This is a genomic window from Klebsiella sp. 28, assembly GCF_018223905.1.
Classification (GTDB): domain Bacteria; phylum Pseudomonadota; class Gammaproteobacteria; order Enterobacterales; family Enterobacteriaceae; genus Klebsiella; species Klebsiella pneumoniae.
Genome location: NZ_JAGRQY010000129.1, coordinates 1 through 7,952, shown reverse-complemented (window position 1 = coordinate 7,952; position 7,952 = coordinate 1). Strand labels below are relative to the sequence as shown.

Here is a 7,952-nt window from a genome sequence, read left to right as displayed (position 1 = left end):
CACCGACTATTTGCAACAGTGCCCAAAAAATTAACTACCTGAGGAAAATTGATCCTTTTGTGTTTGAAGAACTGTTGCTGGAAGGATTTGAAGCGCATGGCTTCAGAACCATCAGAAACAAACGCTATACCGGCGATGGAGGCATTGACGGCCAGGTAATAATAGGAAAATATCGCTATCTTATTCAGGCTAAACGCTATCGCGGCCATATTGCTTTACAGCACGTACAGGAGTTCGAGAAGTTGCTTAAACGTCATAACTGTCGCGGTCTGTTTTGCCATACCGGGAAAACCGGCGCAGGTTCAAAATCTGTCAGTATTGCCAGTGAACGGATGGAGATTATCAGCGGCCAGCGCCTGATAGATTTGCTCACGCCCGGCAGCTCCTTCACTATCGCAACCGCCCCGCAGACGATGATGAAGCGTACCGCAGCAACACTAGAAACGAGCACCATTGTTAAAGATGCCGGTAAAGAAAATCGATACCATGAGAGTTAATTAAATGAAGTCAGTAACTATAGAAGCAAAAACATTTGCTGAAATGTTAGGAATAACAGAAGGTGAGTTAATCTTTGCCATTAAGAAAACTGGCACATTCAAAAACAAGACCATCCCACAACCTCATGAGCCACATAAATCAAATAATAGATTTTTATATTCAGACGTAATGAGGTTTATAGAATCACTAAAAGACAAAGAGAACCGGTAATGACTCCAACTTACTGATAGTGTTTTATGTTCAGATAATGCCCGATGACCTTGTCATGCAGCTCCACCGATTTTGAGAACGACAGTGACTTCCGTCCCAGCCTTGCCAGATGTTGTCTCAGATTCAGGTTATGTCGCTCAATGCGCTGAGTGTAACGCTTGCTGATAACGTGCAGCTTTCCCTTCAGGCGGGATTCATACAGCGGCCAGCCATCCGTCATCCATACCACGACCTCAAAGGCCGACAGCAGGCCCAGAAGACGCTCCAGCGTGGCCAACGTGCGTTACCTAACAATAAACCTGTTTAAATATCCAGATAAAAACATTCAATCTGGGTCAAATGAGTGATACAGTTTCACCCATAAGACCCAATGGAGGCAATATGTCTGAATTTGAATTACTGGCGCAGGATCTGCTTGAGAAAGCAGAAGCGGAAGAACAACTGCGACAGGAAAATGATAAAAAGCTGCTCGGGCAGGTGCTGGAAATCTATGACCAGAAGTACGTGGCTGAACTGCTTAGAAAAGTTGGTAAAAATGAGTGGAGTCGCGAGACTCTTAATCGCTGGATTAATGGTAAGTGCTCACCTAAGACGCTGACGTTAGCCGAAGAGGAACTTCTACGAAAAATGCTTCCGGAAGCGCCTGCACATCACCCTGACTATGCCTTCCGGTTTATTGACCTGTTTGCTGGGATTGGAGGTATACGGAAGGGCTTCGAAACCATCGGTGGCCAGTGCGTTTTTACCAGTGAATGGAATAAAGAGGCTGTGCGCACATATAAAGCTAACTGGTTTAACGATGCTCAGGAACACACTTTCAATCTAGATATTCGGGAAGTCACGCTCAGTGATAAACCTGAAGTACCTGAAAACGATGCCTATGCTTACATTAATGAGCATGTGCCGGATCATGATGTACTTCTAGCAGGTTTCCCCTGTCAACCGTTCAGCCTTGCGGGCGTAAGCAAGAAAAACTCGCTCGGGCGCGCGCATGGTTTCGAATGTGAGGCTCAGGGAACGCTTTTCTTCGATGTGGCGCGTATTATCCGCGCAAAAAAACCTGCCATCTTTGTTCTTGAAAACGTTAAAAACCTGAAGAGCCATGACAAGGGTAAAACCTTTAAAGTCATCATGGATACCCTCGACGAACTTGGCTATGAAGTTGCGGATGCAGCTGAGATGGGCAAAAACGATCCTAAAGTTATCGACGGAAAACACTTTTTACCTCAGCACCGAGAACGTATCGTTTTGGTCGGTTTCCGCCGTGATCTGAACATTCACCAGGGCTTTACCCTGCGCGATATTAGTCGTTTTTATCCGGAACAGCGTCCGTCATTTGGCGAACTGCTGGAACCCGTGGTTGACAGCAAATATATACTGACGCCGAAACTCTGGGAGTATCTCTATAACTACGCCAAAAAGCACGCAGCTAAGGGTAACGGATTCGGTTTTGGCCTCGTTAATCCTGAAAATAAAGAAAGCATTGCCCGTACGCTTTCTGCTCGCTATCACAAAGACGGGTCTGAAATTCTGATAGACCGTGGCTGGGATATGGCCACAGGTGAAACAGACTTCGCGAACGAAGAAAATCAGGCGCATCGGCCCCGCAGGCTGACTCCGCGAGAGTGCGCGCGCCTTATGGGTTTTGAAAAAGTAGATGGCAGGCCTTTTCGCATTCCTGTGTCAGACACTCAGTCGTACAGGCAGTTCGGTAACTCCGTAGTGGTGCCCGTGTTTGAAGCCGTAGCCAAACTGCTTGAACCTTATATCCTGAAAGCGGTTAATGCCGATTCGTGCAAGGTTGAACGAATCTGATCGCTCCTCCCGGTATTTATGCCGGGAGATAATCTATGGAATATCTGCGTAAAGCCCTGTCAGCTCAGCAATAAACGCACCTAGCGTCATTAGCTCAGCTCTCACCGCCTCCGGGTATTTTTTGTGCAGAGATGATGGCACGACCAATCTGACACCCGACTCCCGCATCTCCCGATATTGAGCCAGAGAAACTCCCTCCTGGAGTGTAAACAGATGCACCTGATGAATTTTATCGGCCTCATTCAGTATCTGACGCCAGCGATCCTTACAGGTAGTCTTGACTGCCAGCATGCGCAGATTTTCTACGGGAAACTCAGTATCGTGGTAAGCCCCTGCGGAAGGGAAAAGGAAATCGGGTTTTTTATTACCTTCTGTGATGGCCTGCGTCGCAAAGTGTCGCAGGCCGTGCTCAATGAATAGATGCTCCAGGTGCAGTTCCAGCGACTTCCCGGCTCTGGATTTACGGCGATTGCTGACAGAATTGGCCAGCGCAATAAATTCATCCACAGAGCCAAATCCTTTCCGGATGATATCCAGAACATGCAGTTCCTCAACCAATAGAAATATGTCGTACTCCACGCGCCGGCGGTCAAGAAGTTGCTCATCCGGATCAAGGGAATTTTTCACATAATGGCTGGCTGCATACTGAATAATTTCACTTCCCGACGGAAAGCGCAGGTGCCAGTCTTCAGGTAGAATATATTTATGATTTACTGGCGCTTGCTGTAGAGATAGTCCGCCTAGAATCTGTCCTGCGGGGCCGGATATAAGCGCTCCGGGTATAACTTCACCAATAGCGGTCTCAATGACGTCCTCTTCATCAGTGCTGGCGCATACCCAAATATTTACTTCCTTACAGTCCCCCCCTTGCTCATCAAGCTTGAAAGCCAGGAGCGTCAGAGCCCCTGTATTTTCAGGATCCTGAAGTGGGCTGCCTCTACCCCAGCGGGTAATCCTTTTTTCATTCCGGGTTTTACCAAAATGACGGCTGTTATAATAAATTGCCCTGGCTTCGCTGTCAGGGCAATCATGCGATGACACATGTGCGGTGAGAAAAACCGAAGGGTTCAGTTCACGGGTATGGTTGATAGACGGAAAGAGTTTTTCAACGATACCTGAAGGGATATAAAGCCCTACCTGGTGACCACCTGTTGCGCCGGTATCGTTGGCGGAAAGGCGTTTGATGTAGACGAAGTAATTCTCACATGCGATCTCAAGTAGCCAGTTGTGGAAAACCGACATAAGCATCCCCTGTTACCCTGAAACTCTACTCACCATTTTTTCATGATTATATACAAACAGTGTCATTTTCAGAAGACGACTGCACCAGTTGATTGGGCGTAATGGCTGTTGTGCAGCCAGCTCCTGACAGTTCAATATCAGAAGTGATCTGCACCAATCTCGACTATGCTCAATACTCGTGTGCACCAAAGCGAGGTGAGCATGGCGACGGAGGCTCTGTTGCAAAGATTGGCGGCAGTCAGAGGTAGGCTGTCGCTCTGCGCCGATCAGGCGGCTGCTGCGAAATGGTGGTTGAGCATGCCCATGGCCTCCGTCAGCGCCGAGGGCCCAATGCCAAAAGCTCTCTCCACAAGGCGCACCTCGCCCCTGATGCCGGGCTGCAGGCACCAGGGGCGAGCCTGTCCTTTGCGCAGGGCTCGCATGACTTCGAATCCCTTGATCGTGGCATAGGCCGTGGGGATCGATTTGAAACCGCGCACCGGCTTGATCAGTATCTTGAGCTTTCCGTGATCGGCCTCGATCACGTTATTGAGATACTTCACCTGCCGGTGGGCCGTCTCCCGGTCCAGCTTTCCTTCGCGCTTCAATTCGGTGATCGCTGCACCATAGCTCGGCGCTTTGTCGGTATTGAGCGTGGCAGGCTTTTCCCAGTGCTTCAGGCCTCGCAGGGCCTTGCCCAGGAACCGCTTCGCTGCCTTGGCGCTGCGGGTCGGCGACAGGTAGAAATCGATCGTGTCGCCCCGCTTGTCGACTGCCCGGTACAGGTAGGTCCACTTGCCCCGCACCTTGACGTAGGTTTCATCCAGGCGCCAGCTCGGATCAAAGCCACGCCGCCAGAACCAGCGCAGCCGCTTCTCCATCTCCGGGGCGTAGCACTGGACCCAGCGATAGATCGTCGTATGGTCGACCGAAATGCCGCGTTCCGCCAGCATTTCCTCAAGGTCGCGATAGCTGATCGGATAGCGACAATACCAGCGCACCGCCCACAGGATCACATCACCCTGGAAATGGCGCCACTTGAAATCCGTCATCGTTCCGTCCGTCCAATCTCCGCCAAGCATGCTCAAGCTTCACGATTTTTGCAACAGAGCCCACACGAGTATTGAGCATAGTCGAGATTGGTGCAGATCACTTCTGATATTGAACTGTCAGGAGCTGGCTGCACAACAGCCATTACGCCCAATCAACTGGTGCAGTCGTCTTCTGAAAATGACAATCGTGCCACCGGCTCCAGGTCTTATCGAACAGCTCAGACACATGGTCCAAATGCTGGTCGATCCGTTCGGCCAGTTTTTCGATGGCCTCTTGCTTGAGCTTGTCACTTTCCCTGAACTCGATGTTCAAGGCCCTGGCCACCTGGTTGAGGTTCCGGCCGATAGCTCCAAGCTGCCGGCACGATTCCCGTACGGTGTTCACTTCTTCATCAGTGAGGACCGGCATCCGGTTCAACGACCGCAGTCATTTCTGTACCTAAACAGTCCTGCGAATATGTGAGTTTTGACCTAATGAGCCACAAAAACTCATTTTCGCCCACGATAATTTTTCTACTTCCTTTCTTTGGAATGCTCATTTCAATATTCACATAACGTCGCTATCAATCGCGGAAAAGGCGTAGTGCGCGAAGCGAACGAAGCTTTTTGCCGTCGATTGCATAGCTTTGTTAACCCTTTTTCCAAATTTGATAGCAATAGTTAATGTTTGAAGTAAAGTGTTGCTCAAAAACAACTTCGAAGGTATTTGGAATACTCGGGAAGAAAACATCCCCCTCTGGCTCGATGTCGATCGTCGATAAGTGGAGCGTAGAGGCCATGGGTAATGTTTCTCGGTAAATTTCTCCGCCACCAGACACTATAACGTGACCGGTGAATTCAGCTAGCCTGTCCATGGCCTCTTCGATTGACTGAAATACAACTACATTGTCATCATTTGATGTCCAACCTGAGCGGGTAACGACCGCGTATTTCCTATTGGGGAGTGCGCCCATAGATTCAAACGTCTTGCGACCCACCAGAAGCCACTGATTGTAGGTCAATGCTTTAAAAAGTAGCTGCTCCCCTTTCGCGGACCAGGGTATGTCTGGACCGCAACCAATCACGCCGTTTTTCGCTTTCGCAGCCATCAATGATACTTTCAAGGTTCTCATCCTGGGTTAACTTTGTTTTAGGGCGACTGCCCTGCTGCGTAACATCGTTGCTGCTCCATAACATCAAACATCGACCCACGGCGTAACGCGCTTGCTGCTTGGATGCCCGAGGCATAGACTGTACAAAAAAACAGTCATAACAAGCCATGAAAACCGCCACTGCGCCGTTACCACCGCTGCGTTCGGTCAAGGTTCTGGACCAGTTGCGTGAGCGCATACGCTACTTGCATTACAGTTTACGAACCGAACAGGCTTATGTCCACTGGGTTCGTGCCTTCATCCGTTTCCACGGTGTGCGTCACCCGGCAACCTTGGGCAGCAGCGAAGTCGAGGCATTTCTGTCCTGGCTGGCGAACGAGCGCAAGGTTTCGGTCTCCACGCATCGTCAGGCATTGGCGGCCTTGCTGTTCTTCTACGGCAAGGTGCTGTGCACGGATCTGCCCTGGCTTCAGGAGATCGGAAGACCTCGGCCGTCGCGGCGCTTGCCGGTGGTGCTGACCCCGGATGAAGTGGTTCGCATCCTCGGTTTTCTGGAAGGCGAGCATCGTTTGTTCGCCCAGCTTCTGTATGGAACGGGCATGCGGATCAGTGAGGGTTTGCAACTGCGGGTCAAGGATCTGGATTTCGATCACGGCACGATCATCGTGCGGGAGGGCAAGGGCTCCAAGGATCGGGCCTTGATGTTACCCGAGAGCTTGGCACCCAGCCTGCGCGAGCAGCTGTCGCGTGCACGGGCATGGTGGCTGAAGGACCAGGCCGAGGGCCGCAGCGGCGTTGCGCTTCCCGACGCCCTTGAGCGGAAGTATCCGCGCGCCGGGCATTCCTGGCCGTGGTTCTGGGTTTTTGCGCAGCACACGCATTCGACCGATCCACGGAGCGGTGTCGTGCGTCGCCATCACATGTATGACCAGACCTTTCAGCGCGCCTTCAAACGTGCCGTAGAACAAGCAGGCATCACGAAGCCCGCCACACCGCACACCCTCCGCCACTCGTTCGCGACGGCCTTGCTCCGCAGCGGTTACGACATTCGAACCGTGCAGGATCTGCTCGGCCATTCCGACGTCTCTACGACGATGATTTACACGCATGTGCTGAAAGTTGGCGGTGCCGGAGTGCGCTCACCGCTTGATGCGCTGCCGCCCCTCACTAGTGAGAGGTAGGGCAGCGCAAGTCAATCCTGGCGGATTCACTACCCCTGCGCGAAGGCCATCGGTGCCGCATCGAACGGCCGGTTGCGGAAAGTCCTCCCTGCGTCCGCTGATGGCCGGCAGCAGCCCGTCGTTGCCTGATGGATCCAACCCCTCCGCTGCTATAGTGCAGTCGGCTTCTGACGTTCAGTGCAGCCGTCTTCTGAAAACGACAAACAGCCAGAAAGGCTGTTACAGGCGATTTGATCTGCAACCTATTGGTTAAATTAATGTATCAAAAACGATGGTTTTTGTGACAGTCTTGAAAAGTCCTGACTTCTCCCGAAAAATGACTCCCCTCATGTAACAAAACTCGTTACTGTATCAACATAACAATAACCCCATAACTAATTAGCGAGAAAAGAATGAAAATCGGCTATGCACGTAAATCTACGCATCTTCAGGATGTGGCGCACCAGGTTGACGAACTAACAAAAGCTGGATGTGAGCAAATCTATCAGGATCAGACCTCACGTAGCGGCCCAAAGCGCGACAAAAAAGGTGCGCTGGAACTGGAGAACTGCCTGAAAGCATTGCGCGAGGGAGATACCCTAGTAGTTTGGGCACTAGATCGGCTCGGTGGTTCATTGGGTCAAGTCATTACTTTACTCGACGACCTGAAGAAACGCGGAATAACTTTCATAGCCATCAAGGACAGAATAGACACAAATGCGCCAGTTATAGGGGAAATCTATACTCATCTGATGGCGATATTCTCTAGCTTTGAACGCAACCGCAATATTGAAAGAACGCGCTCAGGCCTTGCAGCTGCACGCGCAAGGGGCCGTGTGGGAGGGAGAAAACCGTCACTTTCTGAAGAAGATGTTAAACAAATTACCCATATAATGCGCCTACTT

At 50.9% G+C, this 7,952-nt stretch carries 8 protein-coding genes and 4 pseudogenes; 6 read left to right on the top strand and 6 right to left on the bottom strand.

The window, feature by feature from the left end:
• The first annotated feature begins 8 nt into the window (after positions 1–8).
• Both KHQ28_RS20955 and KHQ28_RS20950 read left to right on the top strand, forming a co-directional pair.
• Positions 9–497 (top strand): restriction endonuclease, encoded by a 489-nt coding sequence (locus KHQ28_RS20955; protein ID WP_071606124.1) that lies wholly within the window; start codon positions 9–11, stop codon positions 495–497.
• Positions 498–501: 4 nt separating this feature from the next.
• Positions 502–708 (top strand): hypothetical protein, encoded by a 207-nt coding sequence (locus tag KHQ28_RS20950; RefSeq protein WP_001749967.1) that lies wholly within the window; start codon positions 502–504, stop codon positions 706–708.
• Between the two features lie 10 nt (positions 709–718).
• Here the strand turns inward: KHQ28_RS20950 and KHQ28_RS20945 are convergent.
• Positions 719–991, bottom strand: a pseudogene (locus tag KHQ28_RS20945) (IS1 family transposase); the annotation flags it as partial.
• A gap of 98 nt (positions 992–1,089) precedes the next feature.
• On the opposite strand from KHQ28_RS20945, the gene KHQ28_RS20940 reads away from it, so the two are divergent.
• Complete coding sequence (locus KHQ28_RS20940) at positions 1,090–2,523, top strand: DNA cytosine methyltransferase (protein WP_001288432.1); 1,434 nt, start codon at positions 1,090–1,092, stop codon at positions 2,521–2,523.
• A gap of 33 nt (positions 2,524–2,556) precedes the next feature.
• Here KHQ28_RS20940 and KHQ28_RS20935 read toward each other — a convergent pair whose 3' ends face one another.
• Positions 2,557–3,771 (bottom strand): type II site-specific deoxyribonuclease, encoded by a 1,215-nt coding sequence (locus KHQ28_RS20935; protein WP_004098817.1) that lies wholly within the window; start codon positions 3,769–3,771, stop codon positions 2,557–2,559.
• Positions 3,772–3,826: 55 nt separating this feature from the next.
• On the opposite strand from KHQ28_RS20935, the pseudogene KHQ28_RS20930 reads away from it, so the two are divergent.
• Positions 3,827–3,892 (top strand): annotated as a pseudogene (locus KHQ28_RS20930) (EAL domain-containing protein); the annotation flags it as partial.
• A gap of 139 nt (positions 3,893–4,031) precedes the next feature.
• Here the strand turns inward: KHQ28_RS20930 and KHQ28_RS20925 are convergent.
• From KHQ28_RS20925 to dfrA14, 4 genes and pseudogenes are all read right to left on the bottom strand, one after another.
• The gene (locus KHQ28_RS20925; RefSeq protein ID WP_001389365.1) at positions 4,032–4,796 is read right to left on the bottom strand and encodes an IS6-like element IS6100 family transposase; all 765 of its coding nucleotides are present in this window, start codon (positions 4,794–4,796) and stop codon (positions 4,032–4,034) included.
• Between the two features lie 117 nt (positions 4,797–4,913).
• Positions 4,914–4,979 (bottom strand): annotated as a pseudogene (locus KHQ28_RS29295) (EAL domain-containing protein); the annotation flags it as partial.
• Between the two features lie 70 nt (positions 4,980–5,049).
• Positions 5,050–5,205 (bottom strand): annotated as a pseudogene (mobC, locus tag KHQ28_RS29290) (plasmid mobilization relaxosome protein MobC); the annotation flags it as partial.
• Between the two features lie 220 nt (positions 5,206–5,425).
• Complete coding sequence (gene dfrA14 / locus KHQ28_RS20915) at positions 5,426–5,899, bottom strand: trimethoprim-resistant dihydrofolate reductase DfrA14 (protein ID WP_004201280.1); 474 nt, start codon at positions 5,897–5,899, stop codon at positions 5,426–5,428.
• A 155-nt stretch (positions 5,900–6,054) separates the two neighbouring features.
• On the opposite strand from dfrA14, the gene intI1 reads away from it, so the two are divergent.
• Entirely contained in the window at positions 6,055–7,068 is a 1,014-nt protein-coding gene (gene intI1, locus KHQ28_RS20910) for a class 1 integron integrase IntI1 (protein ID WP_000845048.1), read from the top strand.
• A gap of 392 nt (positions 7,069–7,460) precedes the next feature.
• Positions 7,461–7,952 (top strand): recombinase family protein (locus tag KHQ28_RS20905; protein ID WP_211777671.1); only part of this gene is annotated, 492 nt, incomplete at its 3' end.

What these genes read in the sequence shown, in the direction of transcription:
- KHQ28_RS20950 (WP_001749967.1), top strand. Translation starts at nt 502, where the DNA reads ATGAAGTCAGTAACTATAGAAGCAAAAACATTTGCTGAAATGTTAGGA.
- KHQ28_RS20940 (WP_001288432.1), top strand. Translation starts at nt 1,090, where the DNA reads ATGTCTGAATTTGAATTACTGGCGCAGGATCTGCTTGAGAAAGCAGAA.
- KHQ28_RS20935 (WP_004098817.1), bottom strand. Translation starts at nt 3,771, where the DNA reads ATGCTTATGTCGGTTTTCCACAACTGGCTACTTGAGATCGCATGTGAG.
- KHQ28_RS20925 (WP_001389365.1), bottom strand. Translation starts at nt 4,796, where the DNA reads ATGACGGATTTCAAGTGGCGCCATTTCCAGGGTGATGTGATCCTGTGG.
- intI1 (WP_000845048.1), top strand. Translation starts at nt 6,055, where the DNA reads ATGAAAACCGCCACTGCGCCGTTACCACCGCTGCGTTCGGTCAAGGTT.